The sequence below is a fragment of the Erwinia wuhanensis genome (assembly GCF_030484085.1).
Taxonomy (GTDB): Bacteria; Pseudomonadota; Gammaproteobacteria; order Enterobacterales; family Enterobacteriaceae; genus Erwinia; species Erwinia aeris.
In genome coordinates this window covers 141,396-159,033 of sequence record NZ_JAUJUH010000006.1, presented here as the reverse complement: position 1 = coordinate 159,033, position 17,638 = coordinate 141,396, and the positions used below count along the sequence as shown (strand labels likewise).

Below are 17,638 nucleotides of genomic sequence, written 5' to 3'. Positions count from 1 at the left end.
AGCTTTCCGAAAATCACTACCCCGGTTGGAAAAAACAAATCATTACGGCCTGTTCAGGGACAGGCGTCTTTTTATTAAAAAGATAAGCGTCAAAAGTAATCTTAAAAAATTAAATCAGAATCAATAATATTCTGCCGTATTTAATCATTTTTTGTTATCACGACCGTGCATTAAACAGCGTCGGCTGCGCTTGTTTTTTTCTGGAAATAATACGGCCTGATCATATCGCCTTTAAGGTAAACGCCTTTACCGCCCGTCATCTGGCAAAAGGTAATAAAATCATGAGGTACATGCAGTGAAAGCAGACGAAACTGCAACAGCTGCATCACCTGCCACAGCCGTTGATTGGAAGATTGCAGTCCATGACGATCCCAAACGTGATAGAGAATATCTTTGAACAGTACGGCATTGTCGTTGGCGTTCTGTAACAGGAAAAGAAGCAGACGCAGCATGGTCTCCCGCAGCCGATATTCTTTGATAGCGCTGTGGTTTCTCTTATCGAAATTGGAAATTCTACGATGGCTCAGATCAAACTGGACGTATTGTCCAATGTAGTAGCCTGCAATAATTTTCCCCAACGGTGCCTCCGATATAAGACGCTTACGGAAATCTTATTGCATTAATATTACATGTTTAAATTGATAATTTAAGCGCTTTGTTAAGAATGATAAACATAAACAGATACATCTATACAATAAAATAAAAGTAGCATAAAAGCCTAATCAGTTTATTCACAAGCCGTTAATAATAACATCTGTATAACAACATCCCAGAATTCTCCCTGTCGTGACGCCGTTTTTTACTTAACGGATTATTTTAACTTCCTGACAAATTCAGAATTTAATTCTGATAAAAACAATCAGGAACGAACCTGAGTTATTTTTATATAAATTAAATCAAAGGGTTAACTATAAAATTGGGTTTATCCTGGTGCGTAAAGATTTTGCTGTCTGTAGGTCAATAAACAACAATAAGGAGGATGAATACTGCTGTAAAATCTTGCTGACCGTCACGATTGTCCGGGCGTCAGCCTGTTGTCCAGCCAGTGTGTCGGGCGCGGAACCGGTATGACAGGTTCCCTCCCCCTACACCCATTTAAAATCTTATTTATTATTAATACTTTATATTCGTTTTAAAGCGGGTATTGCTTTGCAAAGACTTCGGCGAACCAGTCTATAAATACCCGGACTTTAGGTGAAAGGTAACGCCGATCGGGGTACAGAATGGATACGGGTTTAGTGACGGTGGCGTAATCGGTCAGGACTTCCGTCAATCTGCCGGCCTGGATATGCGGCTCTCATGGCGGCTTTCTCCTCCTTTATCAGACAAACCGGTAGCGCTTTGTTTCTTAGCAGATAAACATTAATGAGCACCGCTCATATTGTCGTTTTTCGATAAGCCATTATCAGTCGCGGTTATTTCAGTAAGATAGGAAGACCTTTCCTTCAGATAATCATTTATGACTCCTTCTCAGGCTGGCGCGCTGATGGCGACTCGCAAAACCTCCGGCTTTCTTTTTGTCGCTATTCTTAGCGCATTAATGGCCTTTACCTCGTTATCCACCGATATCTATCTGCCCGCCATGCCCATAATGGCAAAAGAATTACAGGGCAATGTGGAATTAACCATTACCGGTTTTTTGATTGGCTTTTGCCTGGCCCAGCTGATTTGGGGGCCGTTGAGCGACCATTTTGGCCGTCGGCTACCGCTGTTTATCGGCATGGCGCTGTTTATTATCGGCTCGGCGGGCTGCGCGCTTTCCACGACCCTGACGCAGATTGTTTTCTGGCGCGTATTTCAGGCTTTGGGTGCCTGTACCGGCCCGATGCTGGCGCGCGCGATGATCCGCGATCTGTACAGCCGTACCCGCGCAGCACAGATGCTCTCTACGCTGATGGTTATTATGGCGATTGCGCCGATTATCGGCCCGCTGCTGGGCGGACAAATGATTAAGGTCGCCTCCTGGCATGCTATTTTCTGGCTGCTGGCCGTGATTGGCGTGCTAATGCTGATACTGTTAGCCTGGCTGCCGGAAACGCTGCCCGCAGAGAAACGCGTCAGGGCGTCTTTAACCAGCGCCTTTCATAACTATGCTCTGCTGCTGAAAAACAGCCAGTTTATGCGCTATACGCTCTGCGTAACCTTCTATTACGTGGCCGCCTACGCGTTTATTACCGGCTCGCCTTTTGTCTACATTACTTATTTCGGCATCGACCCGCAGTATTACGGCTGGCTGTTTGCGCTGAATATTGTTGGCGTGATGAGCGTCAGCCTGGTTAACCGGCGCCTGGTGCATCGCTATCCGCTTGAAACCCTGCTGAAATTCGCCGTGGTCGTTGCGGCCGTCGCCACCCTGGTGCTGGCGCTGGCTGCAAAACTGGCTATCGGCGGTGCCGTACTGATTGCGCTGCCGATTTTTATTTTTTTCGCCATGAACGGCATTGTCGCCGCCACGTCGACGGCCGCCGCGCTGGATAGCGTGCCGCATATGGCCGGTTCCGCCTCGGCATTGGTTGGTTCGCTACAGTACGGCAGCGGCATCGTCTCTTCCCTGTTGCTGGCAGGGTTCAGTGACGGCACGCCCTGGACCATGGCCTGGATTATCGCGCTCTTTACGGTCGCCAGCGCGATGATAGCGCTGACCACGCGGCCGGGGAATTAGCCGGTCAGCTGCCGACAGGATAGGTCAGCACTCGCTACAAGCCTGCCGCCGCTGGCTTCAGTTATGAGCATGGCTAATAAGCTCTTGCGCATTATCCCCTCTAATCGAATAAATCTTTCTGCCGTATGCTTTTTGGACTCGTAAACAAAAGGCAACGTCATGCAAACAGTCACGCTAAACAACGGAATTGCCATGCCCCTGCTGGGCTTTGGCGTTTTTCAGATGACGGATGCGGCAGAATGCGAACGCGCGGTTATCGATGCTCTGGCAACCGGCTACCGCTTAATAGACACCGCCGCGTCTTATCAGAATGAAACCCAGGTCGGTAACGCGCTGAAGCAGAGCGGCATTGCGCGCGACGAGCTGTTTATCACCACTAAATTATGGTTACAGGACGCCAGCTACGAGGGGGCAAAAGCGCAGTTCGAGCGCTCGCTGAACCGCCTACAGCTGGACTATGTCGATCTCTACCTGATTCACCAGCCCTATGGCGACGTACACGGCGCGTGGCGCGCGATGGAAGAGCTGCATCAGTCTGGCAAAATCCGCGCGATTGGCGTCAGTAATTTCCAGCCGGATCGGCTGGCCGATCTGATGGCTTTCAACACTGTGCCGCCTGCCGTGAATCAGGTGGAGGTGAATCCGTTTAACCAACAGCTGCACGCGGCACCGTGGATGCAGAGCCGTGGCATCCAGCCGGAAGCCTGGGCGCCTTTTGCCGAAGGCAGGAACGGCCTGTTCCAGCATCCGGTTCTGAGCGCTATCGGTGAAAAACAGGGCAAAAGCGTGGGCCAGGTGGTTTTACGCTGGCTTTTCCAACGCGGCATCGTGTCGCTGGCGAAATCCGTCCGTAAAGAGCGGATGGCAGAAAACATCAATATTCTCGACTTTACGCTGACCGACGCGGAAATGATGCAAATCGCCGCGCTGGATACGGCCACCAGCGCCTTCTTCTCGCATCGCGATCCGGCCATGGTGGAGTGGCTCACTAAACGCAAACTCGACGTCTGATGCCGTTCGCTAATCAGGCTCTCTGTTCAATCGCAAGGGGTTCAACAATGCAAAAACGTATTCTTGGTCAATCCGGGCTGGAAGTGTCGGCGCTGGGACTGGGCTGTATGGGGTTAAGCTTCGGTTATGGCCCGGCAACCGGGACGAAACAGGCCGTGGAATTAATCCGCGCCGCCGTCGAGCGCGGCGTGACTTTTTTTGATACGGCCGAAGTCTACGGGCCTTATTTAAATGAAGAAGTGGTGGGAGAAGCGCTGAAGCCTTTCCGCGATCGCGTGGTCATTGCCACTAAGTTCGGTTTTACCTTTGGTGAAGACAATAAGCAGCAGATCTTAAACAGCCGCCCGGAGCATATTCGCGAGGCAGTTGAAGGATCGCTGCGCCGCCTGAAAACCGACGTGATCGATCTGCTTTATCAGCACCGCGTCGATCCTGAGGTGCCGATTGAAGATGTGGCGGGAACGGTGAAGGATCTGATTGCCGAAGGCAAAGTAAAACACTTTGGCCTGTCTGAAGCGGGCGCAAAAACCGTTCGTCGTGCACACGCGATCCAGCCGGTAGCCGCGCTGCAAAGTGAATATTCGATGTGGTGGCGCGAGCCGGAGCAGGAAATTCTACCGGTGCTGGAAGAGCTGGGCATCGGCTTTGTGCCCTTCAGCCCGTTAGGCAAAGGGTTCCTTACGGGCGCGATCAAAGCGGGCACCGCTTTCGGCGAAGATGACTTCCGCAGCAAGGTGCCGCGTTTTGCCGCCGAGGCGCTGGAAGCCAATGAAAAGCTGGTTACTTTACTGGCGCAGCTGGCCGCAGAGAAAAATGCCACTTCCGCGCAAATTGCTCTGGCCTGGCTCCTGGCGCAAAAACCGTGGATAGCACCGATTCCCGGCACCACTAAGCTACATCGTCTGGAGGAAAACCTGGCCTCGGTCGCGATCCAGCTCGATCAAAGCGATCTGCATAAAATCAATCAGGCGCTGGAGACGATAAAAATCGTCGGCGAACGTTATCCGGCTGCGCTACAGGCGCGCGTCGGGCGCTAACGGTCAAGGCTTGCGGGACACCGTAAGCCTTTTCTTTTCGGCGATTTTCCTGCCCTGCGGGCTTCCCGCCGTTAAGGAGCAGGCTAAGCCATTCTCCGTTGATTAACGCAATCTTTCGCTCGCCAGTTTATAGGCCTGGCTGCGTTCTCGTTTACCTACTGCTACCACGGCAATAATGAGTACATTATCCAGCACCTGGTAAACAAGGCGAAAACCGGAGGCCCTGAGTTTAATTTTATAGCAGTCTGGCATTCCGGATAATTTTGCTGAAGGTATGTGTGGGTTTTCGCGCAGCTTTTTGAGCTTGTTTTTAAATTGCTCACGCACGCTGCTGTCCAGCCCATTCCATTCCTTCAGCGCCTCTTCCCTGATTTTTACCGTATAGCTCATGGCGGTCAGTCCAAATCCAGATCGAGTAAAGGTTGGCTTTCCCTTGCCTTAACCAGGGCGGCCAGTTCCCGATCGTCAATAATTTCAAGCATCTGTTCGTAAAGCTGCGCCGGAATACAATAGAACGCCGGCTGATTACGGTTAAGAATGGCTACCGGAAGGCCGGCACCGGCTTCTACCGTAGCCATAGGGTTCTTTTTCAGTTCGCTGACGCTTGCGCTTGTATCACTGAGAATAATGCTAGCCATATTACCTTCCTGAAAGACCTGTTAAGCAGTCTTATTGTAGAGCGGCTCAAGACCTGTTAACAAGTCTTTTTATCATCATGTTGCGCTGGCAGGAGGCAGTCTCAGGCAAACTTTTTTCGTTTTGCGTTGAGCCGACATACTGTTGTCCTTCCCACACGCGATCCTGTCCGTTTATGGTCTTCTGCGCGGCGTCATTCCTCGTCATTATTGACGTCTCAGCCCTACTCAACGGAGTCCCAAAATGACCGCTACCGTACTGTTAGTGATTGACGCGCAGGAATCTTTCTATCATCGTGGCTACCGCGAAACGTCAGAAACGCCCGCTTTTGAGCAAAAGCTCAGCGAGCTGATTGCCGGCTGCCAGGCCAGGGAAATCCCGGTGGTGGATGTGTTCCACGTCGAGGCGGACGGCCCGTTTTCGCTGGCGTCCGGCCTGGTGAAGCGCCTGCCTTTTTTGCAGCATCACGCCGTCGCTACCGTGCAGAAAACAGTGCATAACGCGCTGACCGATTCCGGGCTGGCAGACTGGCTGCGTCAACATCAGGTTAAACATTTAATTATCAGCGGCCTGCGTACCGAGCAGTGCTGCGAAACCACTGCCCGCGTCGCATCCGATTTGGGCTATAAAGTTACCTTCGTTACCGAGGCGACCCTGACTTTCCCGATTACGCATCAGGGCATTACGCTCAGCATCGCGGATCTGCGGCACCGCACCGAAAGCGTGCTGATCAACCGTTTTGCCGCTGTCGCTACCGTGGAAGAATGTTTGCTGGCGCTGGCGTAACGCGTCAGCTGCACTGGAGAAAAAGTATGGCGGTCCCGGTCTGGTTTTTAACGCTGCCCGGCGTGATGACGCTGGATATCACCGGCCCGGCGGAGACGCTGCAGCTGGCCGGCGATGCCTTTAGCCTGCGCTATATCGGCCCGCAGGAGAGCGTGCCGACCTCGACCGGCATGACCATAGGCCAGCTGGCACCGCTGCCGGAAAACCTGCCTGACGGCAGCCTACTGGTGGTGCCGGGCGTGGCGGATTCCAGCGTCGCTTTCGATACGCCGCAGGCTATTGCCGCGCAGCACTGGCTGATGCGCCTGCAACCAGCCATTTATGCCAGGCAAATTACGCTGGTTTGTATCTGTTCCGGCGCCATTCTGGCGGCGCGCAGCGGCCTGTTGCGCGGCATACATTGCACGACCCATCACGAAGTCATCCATCGGCTGAAAAGCGCTGAACCTACCGCTATCATCAAAGAAAACCGCATTTTTGTGGAAGATCGCGGCATTTGCACCAGCGCAGGCATCACCGCAGGTATCGATCTGGCGCTGCATCTTATCCATCGCCTGTGCGGCCCGCAGACGGCGCTGGCGGTGGCGCGGGAAATGGTGATTTGGTTCCGCCGTTCGGGTGACGATCCGCAGCTTTCACCCTGGCTGCGCTATCGCAACCATCTCAATCCGGCCATTCATCGTACGCAGGATTTGCTGATTGCCCGGCCGGAGCGGGACTGGTCGCTGGAGGAGATCGCCGGGCGCGTGCACGTCAGCGCCCGTCATCTGACGCGCCTGTTCAGGCAGCATTTGGGGATTAGCGTACGGGATTATCATGAACAGCTGAGGCTGGCGCTGGCCCGACAGCGATTACAGCAGGGCGAAGGCACGGAAAAAGCGGCGCTGGCGGCAGGATTTTCTTCTTCACGGCAGCTCAGGCGGGCGCTTCAGCGCTGGCAGGAATAAAAAAGAGCGTCGGCGATAATCCTGTGCCGACGCGCTGTTTTTAATGCTTTACGCTGTCGATAAAGGTCTGGCGGGCCGTTGTGGAACCCAGCCGTTCGGCCTCGTTCAACAGTTTCAACGCTTTATCCACGTCTCCGGCCTTCACGGCCTTTTTAATCGCCTCGTTAAAGTAGCGATCCGACTCGGCCAGCATCGGTTCCGCCGGTTTCGCTGCCGGAGCAGGCTCCGCCCGTGCAGAATGACCGATAACCGCCGGCGCGGCAGGCGCAGGCTCGGAAGATGGGAACAGCTGGCCGATCATAACGTTACCGGCTTTCTGCTCGGCGGTGACCTTCAGGCTGATCTTGCCCGTTGGCGTGTGCGTGGCGATGGGATCGGGGATATCCGGCACCGCATTGCCCACGCCCGCCGCATAGGCTTTGGCAGGATTGACCATTTGCGTGGTCGACTGAAGGTTTTGTTGCGTGGTGTAAACCAGCAGGTAAATCTGCTTCTGGCCCAGCGCCGGGGTCAGCTTCAGCGTGCCCTCCAGCCTGTCGCTGGAGACCAGGCCCGGCTTTTGATAAGGAAAATAGCTGGCAGGATAAAACGCTGCTGGCCGCATCTGTTCGTCAAGCACCAGCACGTTTGGCGCATATACCGTTTTGCCCGTCACCAGGCTGGTCAAAACGATCTCCAGCGAGCCGCGATCGGCAGGCAGTGAGAAGGCCGCAGCGGCGCCCTGAATTTCGCCCTGATTAATCTTCGTTGCGGTGCTGCCGAGCGTCACATCCTGCGTGACGGGCGGCACCAGCGGCGTCCAGGCGAGGCTACGCAAGGTTTGGGCAGAAATTTTCGGGGCGGCGGAGGCATCCTGCTGAGCCGCCTGCGCGCCAGCGATCAGGCTGAGCGACAGACAAAGAGAGAGCAGCGTCTTTTTCATCAGAGTTTCCTTGTTTGCATTACCACCAGACTTCCATCTGCGCACCGAAAGTCACTTCGTCGTCGTTGCCACGGCTGAAGGTGCGCGCGGTGGTGTCGTTCATCGCCAGGCCGTTATCGACGCCGCTGTCGGTGTCGTAGCCCCATTTTTCATCCCAGTTGGCGTAGGTGGCAAAGACGCGGATGGCCGGACGTGACCAGATGCTGTCGCCAGCCTGCCACTGCTGCGCCAGCGTTACTTTGTACTGGCCGTTGCGGTCGCCGGTACGCTGGGATTTCACGTTGTCATAGCCCGCTTCCAGCAGCGTGCTCATGATCGGCGTCCATTTATACATTGGCCGCACGCCCACGGTATACCAGGTCGTGCCGTTATTGTTATCGCGATCGGTATCCTGATACATCGCTACGTACATCAGACCCCATTTGTCGTTGAAATCCAGCGCGCCGTGGTCGAGTACGCGCACCATGCTGCCGTTATTGTTGATGGCGGCGCCGGTCGAATGGCCGTTAGCCGTGCCGGTACTTTCCGCCGTCATGGCGTCGGCGGCGTATTGCAGCACCAGCTTGTTGTAGCCGTTATAGATGCTCTGCGTATGTTCCGCCGTCAGCAGCCAGCCGTCTTTGGTGGCGTCATCGGCCAGCGAATAGCCGTCGCGCGCGTTGGCGCGGCCGTAATCCACGCCCAGCTCTAACACGCCGCCGGGGTTGGTTTGCAGCCCGGCCAGGCGCACGTCGAAGACGTCATTCGAGGTAGGCAGCTCGTCGCGTTGATCGGCGATATAGCCAAAGGAGCCGCCGCTTTCGGTGTTGCGCGTGGCGGCAAAAGAGAGCTTGCCGAAGCCGACGTCGATATCTTCCAGACCGGCACCCGGCCCGGAGATATCCCAGTAGTAGAAGTCGATCATATGCACGTCGTGGCGCTGGTAGAAGCGCTTACCGGCCCACATCGTGGCGCCAGGCAGCCATTCAATCAGGTTTTTGCCCTTAACGTTGGCTTCGCGGAAGGCCGGATCGGTCGATTCCCAGTCGTTCTGCTGCGATACGGAATAGGCGACGTTAGTATCAAAATAGAAACTTTTATCCCCTTCTTTCCACACTTCCTGACCCAGTTTCAGCTCCGCATAAGTTTCGCATTCGTTGCCGAGGCGATATTTGCTTTCCGCGCCGGTGGCCTTAAAACACTGCTGCTCGCCGCCGCTGCCGGACCAGCCAATGCCGGAACGGGCATAGCCGGTAAAATCTACCGCCATCGCCTGGGTGGAAAGCGCGCCGGCCACGGCTAGCGCCAGAGAGGAATTACGTATTGTTATCATCATCTTCTCCTGTAGGGGACTGTTGCTTAAACGCCAGGCTCGGGATGTAACCGACGGCAGGCCGTCCCGTCTTCACGGAACAGATGACAGCGGTGCGGCGGCAAACCAATGGCGAAAGTGGTACCTTCTTCTACCAGCACTACGTCATTCTGGCGGGAGACCAGGTTCTGACGGATGGCCGGGATCTGAATATGGATCTGCGTTTCATTGCCCAGCTGCTCGACGACCTGCACTTCGCCCGTGAGCTTTACCTCTGCGTTCTCACCCGGCAGAAGATGCTCGGGCCGGATGCCCAGCGACAGGTTGCTGCCCGGCACGACGCCGTTGCCTTCGACTTCCAGCCAGACCGCCTGCCCGTTGGGCAGTTCGACCTGCACGCGTTCCGGCTCGGCGGCAAGGATTTTCACCGGCAGAAAGTTCATCCTGGGCGAGCCGATAAAACCGGCGACGAAACGGTTGGCGGGATAGTGATAGAGCGCCAGCGGACGGCCGACCTGCACAATGCGTCCGGCGTTCAGCACCACGATTTTGTCGGCCAGCGTCATCGCTTCAACCTGATCGTGAGTGACGTAAATCATCGTGCGCTTCAGCCGCTTGTGCAGGCGGGAGATTTCAATGCGCATCTGCACGCGCAGCGCGGCGTCCAGATTGGAAAGCGGTTCATCCAGCAGGAACACCGTGGGTTCCGCCACCAGCGTGCGGCCAATCGCGACGCGCTGCCGCTGCCCGCCGGAGAGCGCTTTGGGACGACGATCCAGCAACGGCGCGAGCTGGAGGATTTCCGACACCTGATTAACCCGCCGCTCGGTTTCCTCTTTTTTCGTTCGTGCCAGCTTCAGGCCAAACGACATATTTTCGGCCACCGTCAGATGCGGATAGAGGGCGTAGGACTGAAACACCATGCCGATGCCGCGCTCGGCGGGCGGCACCTCGTTCATCCGCTTCCCACCGATTTTTAGCTCGCCGGACGTAATTTCCTCCAGCCCGGCAATCATACGCAGCAGAGTCGATTTCCCGCAGCCGGATGGCCCGACGAACACCACAAACTCGCCCTGTTCAATCTCCAGATTGATATCGCTGGAAATTGCGGTTTCGCCAAAGACTTTATATACGCCGCTAAGGGAAACGTTCGCCATCCTCTCTTCCTCTTCATCCGTCAGTAAACCGATTACGCCGCAGCATGACGCGCCGCCTGTCAGGAGTAATCAGCCGTCGCGCGGTTTTTGCTGGCGGAGAGGCCAGGAGGATAAAAAGCGAAGACCCACGCTCAGCGCCGGTGGCGAAAGGGGAAATACGTGATCTGCATTGCAAAAAACAACCTCTGATGGGCTGCATAAGGCCTCATTAACGACAGCCGTGCAGGCGGAGTCACAGTTTGGGCGGTGGGGGCGTAGAGCGGGGGAGGATGAAGCCGCTACCGCTTGATTGCACACTGACCGGTACGCTCTTCGCTGTCTGCAACGTGAAGAAACCTGGGGCTTACCGCTATAAGGACTCGATCATGCTCAGTATCAAGAACATTGTTAAGCACACCGCCGCCCTGTCAGCGCTGGCTACGCTGGCGCTCTCTTCCGCCGCCTTCGCCAAAATCGAAGAGGGAAAGCTGGTGATCTGGATCAACGGCGACAAGGGCTACAACGGCCTGGCGGAAGTGGGGAAAAAGTTTGAACAGGATACGGGCATCAAGGTGACGGTTGAGCATCCTGACAAGCTGGAAGAGAAGTATCCGCAGGTGGCCGCGACGGGCGACGGCCCCGACATTATTTTTTGGGCGCACGACCGTTTCGGCGGCTACGCGCAGTCCGGTCTGGTGGCGGAAGTCAGCCCGGACCAGGCTTTTAAGGATAAGCTGTTTCCGTTTACCTGGGATGCCGTGACCTTTAACGGCAAGCAGATCGGCTACCCTATCGCGGTAGAGTCGCTATCGCTGATTTATAACAAAGATTTGGTGAAGGAAGCGCCCAAAACCTGGGAAGAGATCCCGGCGCTGGATAAGACCCTGCGCGCCAAAGGCAAAAGCGCCATTATGTGGAACCTTCAGGAACCCTATTTCACCTGGCCGGTTATCGCGGCCGACGGCGGCTACGCCTATAAATATGTCGACGGCAAATACGACATCAAAAACACCGGCGTGAACAATACCGGCTCGCAGGCCGGCCTGCAGTTCATCGTCGATTTAGTCAAAAACAAGCATATCAGCCCGGATACCGACTATTCGATTGCCGAAGCGGCCTTTAACAAGGGCCAGACGGCGCTGACCATCGACGGCCCCTGGGCCTGGGCCAACCTGGATAAAAGCAAAATCAACTACGGCGTCGCCCCGCTACCGACCTTCCACGGCAAGCCTTCCCGACCGTTTGTCGGCGTGCTGACCGCCGGCATCAACGCCGCCAGCCCGAACAAAGAGCTGGCGAAAGAGTTTCTGGAAAACTACCTGATCACCGATGACGGCCTGGCGATGGTCAACAAAGATAAACCGCTGGGCGCCGTCGCGCTGAAATCCTACCAGGCGAAGCTGGAGCAGGATCCGCGTATCGCCGCCACCATGGCTAACGCGAAAAACGGCGAAATCATGCCGAACATCCCGCAAATGAGCGGCTTCTGGTACGCCGAACGCAGCGCGATTATTAACGCCGTCAACGGCCGTCAGACCGTGCCGCAGGCGCTGAAAGACGTTGAAACCCGCATCACCCGATAGCCACTGCTGAACAAGGGGCGGCCGCTGGCGGCCCCGCGTCGAAAAGGATAGCTCCATGTCTCTGGCTCACATTCGCCGCTCTGACAGAAGATCGCCGCTAAGCCGCGTGCCCGGCTGGTTTACCCTTATCTTCTTTGCCCTGCTGGCAGGCTATTTGATCGTGCTGATGTACGCACGGGGAGAATACCTTTTTGCCATGCTGACGCTGGTGCTTTCCGGCCTGGGGCTGTTTATCTACGGCAACCGCCGCGCTTACAGCTGGCGTTATATTTATCCCGGCCTGGCCGGAATGGCGCTGTTCGTGCTGTTCCCACTGGCATGCACCATTACCATCGCTTTTACCAACTACAGCAGCCTGCATCAGCTTACCTTTGAGCGCGCGCAGGGCGTGCTGCTGCAACAGCAGTTCCGCGCCGATAAAGCCTGGGATTTCGCTCTCTGGCCGGTGGACGAAAAATGGCGGCTGACGCTGACCTCGCCCGATAACGGCGACGTGCTGGTTTCTGCGCCCTTTGCCTTTACGCCTTCCGCGCCGCAAACGCTGACGATGACCCCGCAGGCCGCACCGACCGGCAACAAAGCCGGGCTGCGGGTCATTACGCAAAATCGTCAGGCGCTGGGCCAGCTGGCCGCCAGACTGCCCGACGGCACGCTGCTGCGGATGAGTTCGCTACGGCAGTTTTCCGGCACCCGGCCGCTTTATCAGCTGGGAGAGGACGGCAAACAGCTGACCAATATCCAGAACGGGAAAGTTTACTCTCCTGATATGAGCACGGGCTTTTACCAGTCGGCGGATGCGGACGTCCTCAGTCCGGGCTTTACCGTCGGCATCGGCTGGAAAAACTTCCTGCGCGTGTTTCAGGATGCCGGTATCCAGAAGCCCTTTCTGTCGATCTTTCTCTGGACGGTGCTGTTCTCGCTGCTGACGGTGCTGCTGACCACGGCGGTCGGCATGGTGCTGGCGTGCGTGGTGCAGTGGGATCAGCTGAAAGGCAAGGCGGTTTATCGCATGCTGCTGATCCTGCCTTACGCGGTACCCGCTTTTATTTCTATTTTGATTTTCAAAGGGTTATTCAATCAAAGCTTTGGCGAAATCAACCTGCTGCTGGGCAATCTGTTCGGCATCAAGCCCGCGTGGTTCAGCGATCCCCTGACCGCCAAAACCATGCTGATTATCGTTAATACCTGGCTCGGCTATCCCTATATGATGATTTTGTGCATGGGGCTGCTGAAAGCCATTCCTGACGATCTTTACGAGGCCTCGGCAATGGATGGCGCTTCGCCGATCCAGAACTTTTTCCTGATTACGCTGCCCCTGCTGATCAAGCCGCTGACGCCACTGATGATCGCCAGCTTTGCCTTTAATTTTAATAACTTTGTGCTGGTTCAGCTGCTGACCAACGGCGGCCCCGACCGGATTGGCACCACCACGCCGGCCGGGCACACCGATTTGCTGGTCAGCTACACCTGGCGTATCGCCTTTGAGGGCGGCGGCGGACAGGATTTTGGCCTGGCCGCCGCTATCGCCACGCTGATTTTCCTGCTGGTGGGCGTGCTGGCGGTGATCAACCTGAAAGCCTCCCGCATGAAATTTGATTAAGGAAGCATTATGGCGATGGTAAAACCGAAGTCGCAGCGCCTCAGGCTGCTGGCGACGCACCTTTTCCTGCTGGGCTTTATCGCCCTGATCCTGTTCCCGCTGCTGATGGTGTTCGCCATTTCGCTGCGGCCCGGCAATTTTGCGACCGGCAGCCTGATCCCCGACACCATTTCGTGGGACCACTGGAAGCTGGCGCTGGGGATAGCGGTCACCAACGAGAACGGCACGGTGACGCCGCCGCCGTTTCCGGTGATGCTGTGGCTGTGGAACTCTGTGAAAATCGCCCTGATTACCGCCGTCGGCATCGTGGCGCTCTCCACAACCTGCGCCTACGCCTTTGCCCGCATGAAGTTTCGCGGCAAAAGCCCGCTGCTGAAAGGGATGCTGATTTTCCAGATGTTTCCGGCCGTGCTGTCGCTGGTGGCGCTCTACGCCCTGTTCGATCGTCTGGGCCTCTATATTCCTTTTCTGGGGCTGAATACGCACGGCGGGGTGATCTTCGCCTATATGGGCGGCATCGCGCTGCATGTCTGGACGATCAAAGGCTATTTCGAGTCTATCGATAACTCTCTGGAAGAGGCGGCGGCGCTGGATGGCGCCACGCCGTGGCAGGCGTTCCGGCTGGTGCTGCTGCCGCTTTCGGTGCCGATCCTGGCGGTGGTGTTTATCCTGTCGTTTATTGCCGCTATTACCGAGGTGCCGGTGGCTTCCCTGCTGCTGCGTGACGTCAACAGCTATACGCTGGCGGTGGGAATGCAGCAATATCTGAACCCGCAAAACTATCTGTGGGGCGATTTTGCGGCGGCGGCCATTCTTTCCGCTATCCCTATCACCGCCGTGTTCCTGATTGCTCAGCGCTGGCTGGTGGGCGGCCTGACCGCTGGCGGGGTGAAAGGATAAGGCAGTTCCGGGTAGCGCCAGGCTGCCCGGAAGTTATGCGTTATTGCACGCTGCTACAGGATTAGCACTGAAAATAGCGGTACCTGTACCGTTATTGCTCAATATACCTTTCCTCATTTTTGCCGATGTTTATTACCGCTGCGCCTTCTGCCGTTGTGTAAGGACCTGCTTTATCCACCACAACCTTGTGATGTTTCCATGTTGGAAACATCACAAGGTTGCGCTATCATGTTTCCACGTTGGAACGTGGCTGAGGGAAGCATGCACGTTATTTCAAGGGAGCCGTTCAGGGAAGCGGCAGAAAAATTCCCAAACGATGCAGCCGCATTGGATGCGACCTGGCTGGTTTTAAAAAGCGGTGTTTTTGCCAATCCGGATGCGTTAAAGGCACAGTTTCCCAGCCTCGACCGAATGAAATACAGGAACAAATGGTGGGTGATTGATGTCGGCGGCAATAACCTGAGGATGCTGTTTTTTGCAGACTTTGAGCGGGGCAAGATTTTTATCAAGCATATCGTTACCCATGCTGACTACGACAAGCTGGTTAAGAAGTATCGGGAGAGTAAAGAATGATTACCGAAGCCATTCAGGCAACCAATGACCTGGTTAAAATTGTCCCTTTTTTAGGCGGCAGCACCAGCAAAAAAGATTACGAGCAGGCGCTTGAACTGGTGGAGTATCTTATCGAACACGATCCTGATAGCCCATTAGTGGATATGCTGGCTGATAAAGTCGCCCGCTATGAAGATAACGCGCCTGAATTCGCTGAGTTCAATGCACGCATTGCAAGGCTGCCTCGCGGCGTTGCCTTACTGCGGGTGTTGATGGATCAGCACAAGCTGACGCAATCCTCCTTTGTGGAAGAAATCGGCCAACGCTCTTACGTGAGTCGTATTCTGCGCGGTGAGCGCGCGCTCACCGATAAGCACAAGGCGCGTCTGGCGGCGCGGTTTAAATTACCGTTTGAAGCTTTTAATGAATAAATCCGACAGTAAAACAGTTTCTGCGGCCATGATGACACGGCAAAGCGGCCCTCAGGCCGCTTTTTTAATCCACCGACACCTTACGCCGCCGCCGATCGACATCCCTGATTAACGCATTCACCTCCGGGTCGGCAAACATCGCCTCCAGCGTATGGCTGAGCTTGCGCCGCCAGTTGGGATATTCGCTGCTGGTGCCGGGAATATTGACCGGCGTCGCCATATCCAGCCAGTCTTCCGGCTGCAGACCCAGCAGCGCGCTGGCGCTGTCGGCCACATAGCGTTGCAGGCCCCGGCGGATGGCAGGCGTCAGCGTGGCGCCCGCGCTGACGCTTCCCTGCGGAAGACAGCCATAATGCTCCAGGCTGGCGAGCAGGCTCTGGCGCGCCCTTTGCCGATCGGCACAAAGCCCCTGTAGCACCATTTTATCCGGGTAGAGGCCCAGCTTTTCGCCCAGCGTCAGATCGTCGCTTTGCCAGTAGCCGCGCAGCGTCGGTAAATCGTGCGTCGTCAGGGTAGCCATCGCCTGGAGCGGCCAGGACTGCGGCGCGCGAAAGCCGTTCTGCGCATCCCGCTCAAACCACAGCACCTTGTAGGAATAAACGCCTCTTTCCCGCAGCTTAGTGACGATTTCTACCGGCACCGTTCCCAAATCCTCGCCGATCACCATGCAGCGATGCCGCTGGCTTTCCAGCGCCAGCACCGCCAGCAAATCGTCAACCGGATAGTGGACATAGGCGCCTTTATCCGCCGTTTCGCCTGCCGGGATCCACCACAGGCGCAGCAGCGCCATGACATGATCGATCCGCAAAGCGCCGCAGTGGATCATGTTCGATCGCAGCAGGTCGATAAAAGGCTGGTAGGCACGGTCGATCATCGTGCGGGGATCCATCGGTCGTAAATCCCAGTTCTGTCCTTTTGGCCCCAGAATATCCGGCGGCGCGCCTACGGAAGCCTTCAGGCAGTAGAGATCGCCATCGCTCCAGGTTTCCGCGCCGTCGGCCACCACGCCGACTGCCAGATCGCGATATAACCCCGTCGGCATTTTCCGGCTGGTTTGATAGCACTGCGCCAGCTGCGTTTCGGCCAGCCATTGCAGCCAGAGGTAAAACGCCACCTCCTGCGCATGCTGTTGGCAAAAGGCTCTGACCTCTGGCCCCCGCGCGTTGCGGTACGCTTCCGGCCAGCGATCCCAGCCCCGCGCCTCGCCGCTTTCCGCCTGAAAGTGTTGATATAACGCATCAAAGGCGGCCTGAAACCAGAGGCTTTCTCCGCCCTGTTCGGTAAAGCGGGTAAAGGCCTGCCGTTCAGCTTCCTGCGGGTCACGGCCGAGAAAATGCTGCCAGGCCAGCCGCAGTCCCGCCAGCTTCAGCGCCATAACCTGCGCGTAATCCACCCACTCCGCAGCCCGCACCGCCTGTAACGCCTGCTGCGTAGCCGCAGAATGCCACCAGCGCTGTGCGGCTTCGCTCAGGCGAAAGTCAGCCACCGCGCTGACGTCGATATAGATAACGTTCAGCCAGCGGCGGGACGAAGGGCTGTAAGGGCTGGCCGCTTCCGGGTTGCCGGGAAAAAGCGCGTGGATAGGGTTCAGACCCACAAAGGCGCCGCCCCGCGCAGCAATGTTGTCGATCATTACGGTCAGATCGCCAAAATCGCCGATGCCCCAGTTGCGCTCAGAACGCAAGGTGTAAAGCTGCACGCAGGCGCCCCACAGCTTTTTACCGGCCAGCAGCGCCTCCGGCTCGTGGCAGCGCCTGGGCGCCACGATGATCCGGCATTCCCAGCGCTGGCCGGGACGGCTCAGCGTCAGCAGGTGATAGCCCGTGGCAAGGTTTTCCGGCAGGGCCAGCGTCATGCTGCCGTGGACTCTGCCCGTCAGGCTCGCGCCCTCTTCCGGGCAAAAGTGCCAGTGGTATTCGCCTTCGCCCTCTACGGAAAGCGCAAAGCGTTCGCCGCTGGTAAAAACCTTTACCGTTGGCACCGGTCTTAGCGGCAGCTGCCGTCCCGCGCGCCAGCCCATCGCCTGCAGCAGCTCGCGCCGGGTTGCTGCCGAGATGGTCTGGGTTTTCCCGTGAGCGTTAATAAAACCGGAAGCGATACCCGCCTCCGTCGCCGCCTGCTCCAGCATCTTCTTTTCCATCTGC

General features: G+C 56.4%; 17 protein-coding genes and 1 pseudogene. 10 read left to right on the top strand and 8 right to left on the bottom strand.

What is annotated here, in order from left to right:
* Positions 1 to 170 precede the first annotated feature (170 nt).
* On the bottom strand, positions 171 to 452 hold the full coding sequence (locus QZH36_RS15475; RefSeq protein ID WP_253456568.1) for a hypothetical protein: 282 nt from the start codon (positions 450 to 452) through the stop codon (positions 171 to 173).
* 680 nt (positions 453 to 1,132) lie between these two features.
* A pseudogene (locus QZH36_RS15470) lies at positions 1,133 to 1,294 on the bottom strand (LysR family transcriptional regulator); the annotation flags it as partial.
* Positions 1,295 to 1,459: 165 nt separating this feature from the next.
* Here QZH36_RS15470 and QZH36_RS15465 point away from each other — a divergent pair.
* The 3 genes from QZH36_RS15465 to QZH36_RS15455 all read left to right on the top strand — a co-directional run bounded on the left by QZH36_RS15465 (position 1,460) and on the right by QZH36_RS15455 (position 4,710).
* Complete coding sequence (locus QZH36_RS15465; protein WP_301730593.1) at positions 1,460 to 2,662, top strand: multidrug effflux MFS transporter; 1,203 nt, start codon at positions 1,460 to 1,462, stop codon at positions 2,660 to 2,662.
* Between the two features lie 159 nt (positions 2,663 to 2,821).
* Positions 2,822 to 3,673 carry an aldo/keto reductase gene (locus tag QZH36_RS15460; protein ID WP_301730592.1) on the top strand — a complete coding sequence of 284 codons (852 nt, stop codon included), beginning with the start codon at positions 2,822 to 2,824 and terminating at the stop codon, positions 3,671 to 3,673.
* A 47-nt stretch (positions 3,674 to 3,720) separates the two neighbouring features.
* Positions 3,721 to 4,710 (top strand): aldo/keto reductase, encoded by a 990-nt coding sequence (locus QZH36_RS15455; RefSeq protein WP_253456583.1) that lies wholly within the window; start codon positions 3,721 to 3,723, stop codon positions 4,708 to 4,710.
* A 102-nt stretch (positions 4,711 to 4,812) separates the two neighbouring features.
* Here the strand turns inward: QZH36_RS15455 and QZH36_RS15450 are convergent, their stop codons facing one another.
* Positions 4,813 to 5,100: a type II toxin-antitoxin system RelE family toxin gene (locus QZH36_RS15450; RefSeq protein ID WP_253456585.1), complete on the bottom strand. Its 288-nt coding sequence runs from the start codon at positions 5,098 to 5,100 to the stop codon at positions 4,813 to 4,815.
* A 5-nt stretch (positions 5,101 to 5,105) separates the two neighbouring features.
* Entirely contained in the window at positions 5,106 to 5,348 is a 243-nt protein-coding gene (locus QZH36_RS15445; protein WP_253456587.1) for a type II toxin-antitoxin system Phd/YefM family antitoxin, read from the bottom strand.
* Between the two features lie 241 nt (positions 5,349 to 5,589).
* On the opposite strand from QZH36_RS15445, the gene QZH36_RS15440 reads away from it, so the two are divergent.
* Complete coding sequence (locus tag QZH36_RS15440; protein WP_253456588.1) at positions 5,590 to 6,132, top strand: isochorismatase family protein; 543 nt, start codon at positions 5,590 to 5,592, stop codon at positions 6,130 to 6,132.
* 26 nt (positions 6,133 to 6,158) lie between these two features.
* Positions 6,159 to 7,079, top strand: coding sequence for a GlxA family transcriptional regulator (locus QZH36_RS15435; protein WP_301251531.1), 921 nt, complete (start codon positions 6,159 to 6,161; stop codon positions 7,077 to 7,079).
* A gap of 40 nt (positions 7,080 to 7,119) precedes the next feature.
* Here QZH36_RS15435 and malM read toward each other — a convergent pair whose 3' ends face one another.
* Genes malM through malK form a run of 3 tightly spaced genes read right to left on the bottom strand, consistent with a single transcriptional unit; the run spans position 7,120 to position 10,449 of the window.
* Positions 7,120 to 8,001, bottom strand: a complete 882-nt coding sequence (gene malM, locus QZH36_RS15430) for a maltose operon protein MalM (RefSeq protein ID WP_253456592.1) — start codon at positions 7,999 to 8,001, stop codon at positions 7,120 to 7,122.
* A gap of 19 nt (positions 8,002 to 8,020) precedes the next feature.
* The gene (locus QZH36_RS15425; protein ID WP_199746425.1) at positions 8,021 to 9,316 is read right to left on the bottom strand and encodes a maltoporin; all 1,296 of its coding nucleotides are present in this window, start codon (positions 9,314 to 9,316) and stop codon (positions 8,021 to 8,023) included.
* A 23-nt stretch (positions 9,317 to 9,339) separates the two neighbouring features.
* Positions 9,340 to 10,449 (bottom strand): maltose/maltodextrin ABC transporter ATP-binding protein MalK, encoded by a 1,110-nt coding sequence (gene malK, locus QZH36_RS15420; RefSeq protein WP_253456594.1) that lies wholly within the window; start codon positions 10,447 to 10,449, stop codon positions 9,340 to 9,342.
* Between the two features lie 365 nt (positions 10,450 to 10,814).
* Between malK and malE the strand changes: the two genes are divergently transcribed.
* From malE to QZH36_RS15395, 5 genes are all read left to right on the top strand, one after another.
* On the top strand, positions 10,815 to 12,011 hold the full coding sequence (malE, locus tag QZH36_RS15415) for a maltose/maltodextrin ABC transporter substrate-binding protein MalE (RefSeq protein ID WP_253456596.1): 1,197 nt from the start codon (positions 10,815 to 10,817) through the stop codon (positions 12,009 to 12,011).
* A gap of 55 nt (positions 12,012 to 12,066) precedes the next feature.
* Entirely contained in the window at positions 12,067 to 13,611 is a 1,545-nt protein-coding gene (gene malF / locus QZH36_RS15410) for a maltose ABC transporter permease MalF (protein ID WP_301730591.1), read from the top strand.
* 9 nt (positions 13,612 to 13,620) lie between these two features.
* Positions 13,621 to 14,511: a maltose ABC transporter permease MalG gene (malG, locus tag QZH36_RS15405; RefSeq protein ID WP_253456600.1), complete on the top strand. Its 891-nt coding sequence runs from the start codon at positions 13,621 to 13,623 to the stop codon at positions 14,509 to 14,511.
* A gap of 261 nt (positions 14,512 to 14,772) precedes the next feature.
* Positions 14,773 to 15,084 carry a type II toxin-antitoxin system HigB family toxin gene (locus QZH36_RS15400; protein WP_301251611.1) on the top strand — a complete coding sequence of 104 codons (312 nt, stop codon included), beginning with the start codon at positions 14,773 to 14,775 and terminating at the stop codon, positions 15,082 to 15,084.
* Complete coding sequence (locus tag QZH36_RS15395) at positions 15,081 to 15,494, top strand: helix-turn-helix domain-containing protein (RefSeq protein WP_253456603.1); 414 nt, start codon at positions 15,081 to 15,083, stop codon at positions 15,492 to 15,494. Before QZH36_RS15400 ends, QZH36_RS15395 begins: the two co-directional genes overlap by 4 nt.
* A 64-nt stretch (positions 15,495 to 15,558) precedes the next feature.
* On the opposite strand, the gene malQ is transcribed toward QZH36_RS15395, so the two are convergent.
* Positions 15,559 to 17,634: a 4-alpha-glucanotransferase gene (malQ, locus tag QZH36_RS15390; protein WP_301730590.1), complete on the bottom strand. Its 2,076-nt coding sequence runs from the start codon at positions 17,632 to 17,634 to the stop codon at positions 15,559 to 15,561.
* Between the last annotated feature and the right edge of the window lie 4 nt (positions 17,635 to 17,638).

Excerpts from the sequence above, each read along its gene's own strand:
- QZH36_RS15475 (WP_253456568.1), bottom strand. The coding sequence starts at position 452 with ATGCTGCGTCTGCTTCTTTTCCTGTTACAGAACGCCAACGACAATGCC.
- QZH36_RS15465 (WP_301730593.1), top strand. The coding sequence starts at position 1,460 with ATGACTCCTTCTCAGGCTGGCGCGCTGATGGCGACTCGCAAAACCTCC.
- QZH36_RS15460 (WP_301730592.1), top strand. The coding sequence starts at position 2,822 with ATGCAAACAGTCACGCTAAACAACGGAATTGCCATGCCCCTGCTGGGC.
- QZH36_RS15455 (WP_253456583.1), top strand. The coding sequence starts at position 3,721 with ATGCAAAAACGTATTCTTGGTCAATCCGGGCTGGAAGTGTCGGCGCTG.
- QZH36_RS15450 (WP_253456585.1), bottom strand. The coding sequence starts at position 5,100 with ATGAGCTATACGGTAAAAATCAGGGAAGAGGCGCTGAAGGAATGGAAT.
- QZH36_RS15445 (WP_253456587.1), bottom strand. The coding sequence starts at position 5,348 with ATGGCTAGCATTATTCTCAGTGATACAAGCGCAAGCGTCAGCGAACTG.
- QZH36_RS15440 (WP_253456588.1), top strand. The coding sequence starts at position 5,590 with ATGACCGCTACCGTACTGTTAGTGATTGACGCGCAGGAATCTTTCTAT.
- QZH36_RS15435 (WP_301251531.1), top strand. The coding sequence starts at position 6,159 with ATGGCGGTCCCGGTCTGGTTTTTAACGCTGCCCGGCGTGATGACGCTG.
- malM (WP_253456592.1), bottom strand. The coding sequence starts at position 8,001 with ATGAAAAAGACGCTGCTCTCTCTTTGTCTGTCGCTCAGCCTGATCGCT.
- QZH36_RS15425 (WP_199746425.1), bottom strand. The coding sequence starts at position 9,316 with ATGATGATAACAATACGTAATTCCTCTCTGGCGCTAGCCGTGGCCGGC.
- malK (WP_253456594.1), bottom strand. The coding sequence starts at position 10,449 with ATGGCGAACGTTTCCCTTAGCGGCGTATATAAAGTCTTTGGCGAAACC.
- malE (WP_253456596.1), top strand. The coding sequence starts at position 10,815 with ATGCTCAGTATCAAGAACATTGTTAAGCACACCGCCGCCCTGTCAGCG.
- malF (WP_301730591.1), top strand. The coding sequence starts at position 12,067 with ATGTCTCTGGCTCACATTCGCCGCTCTGACAGAAGATCGCCGCTAAGC.
- malG (WP_253456600.1), top strand. The coding sequence starts at position 13,621 with ATGGCGATGGTAAAACCGAAGTCGCAGCGCCTCAGGCTGCTGGCGACG.
- QZH36_RS15400 (WP_301251611.1), top strand. The coding sequence starts at position 14,773 with ATGCACGTTATTTCAAGGGAGCCGTTCAGGGAAGCGGCAGAAAAATTC.
- QZH36_RS15395 (WP_253456603.1), top strand. The coding sequence starts at position 15,081 with ATGATTACCGAAGCCATTCAGGCAACCAATGACCTGGTTAAAATTGTC.
- malQ (WP_301730590.1), bottom strand. The coding sequence starts at position 17,634 with ATGGAAAAGAAGATGCTGGAGCAGGCGGCGACGGAGGCGGGTATCGCT.